The sequence below is a fragment of the Nonomuraea ceibae genome (assembly GCF_019396325.1).
Lineage (GTDB): Bacteria > Actinomycetota > Actinomycetes > Streptosporangiales > Streptosporangiaceae > Nonomuraea > Nonomuraea ceibae.
On record NZ_JAHKRO010000249.1, the window covers coordinates 1 to 840 of the forward strand.

At 66.1% G+C, this 840-nt stretch carries 1 pseudogene; it reads right to left on the reverse strand.

Features of this window, described 5'->3' with window-relative positions:
* Positions 1–38: 38 nt before the first annotated feature.
* Positions 39–840 (reverse strand): annotated as a pseudogene (locus tag KME80_RS49790) (transposase); the annotation flags it as partial.

The window sequence follows — 840 nt, forward strand, 5'->3', positions numbered from 1 at the left end:
GGCTCTGGCCCGTAATCGGTGGTGGCATTAAGTGATCATCACTGAAGCAGGATGCGGTGGCGCAGAAGGTCGAATCCGGCCCGGCCGTGCATCTGGCGCATGATCCTCTTCGTGCGAGTGTTGACGCCCTCGGTGCGGCCATTGTGGTGAGGAAGGGTGAGAGCGGCGTTCACGGCGGCGCGGTCAAGCTCGATCCCGTTGGCGAAGCCGTGCAGGTGAGGCAGATCGGGACACGGATGGTGGTGATCCAGGTGGTGAGCTTGTCGTCGTTGCCTTCAGCCGGGGACAGGAGCGCGGCGAAGTCGCGGACATGGTGAGCGAGTTCGGTCAGCTCGGGACAGGCGGCGGTGAGCTCTTGCACCAGCCGGGTGTCGCTATCACGGATTCGGTCGGGGTGAGTGAGCAGCAGACGTGCCAGGCGGCGCGGGGTGGTGACGGGCCGTTCTCCTTCGGCTCGGCCTTGGCTGATATAGCGGTAGAGCAGGTTGAGGCTGCCGGTGTAACCGAGGTCCTTGATCTCACGGAACAGCTGTTGAACGGACACGGCTGGGTCGGTGGCGCGTCGGTCGCGCAGGTGATCGCGGTAGGGATCGACGAGCGTGGGCCGGTAGCGCGGTGCGCGGCGTAAAGCCTCGGGCTTGTGGGTGCGGGCGTAGCGCTTGACGGTGTTGAGCGACAAGTTCAGGCGGCGGGCGCATTCCAGCAGACCGACACCCTTGCCCAGCAAGTCGTGGATCTGCTCCCAGCGCTCGCGGGTAGTCCGTTCGTGGACGCCGGCGGGGCGGGGCGGATTGACCGTGGCCCAGCAGGCGCTGTGGGAACGAACCTCGGCGAGGGTTT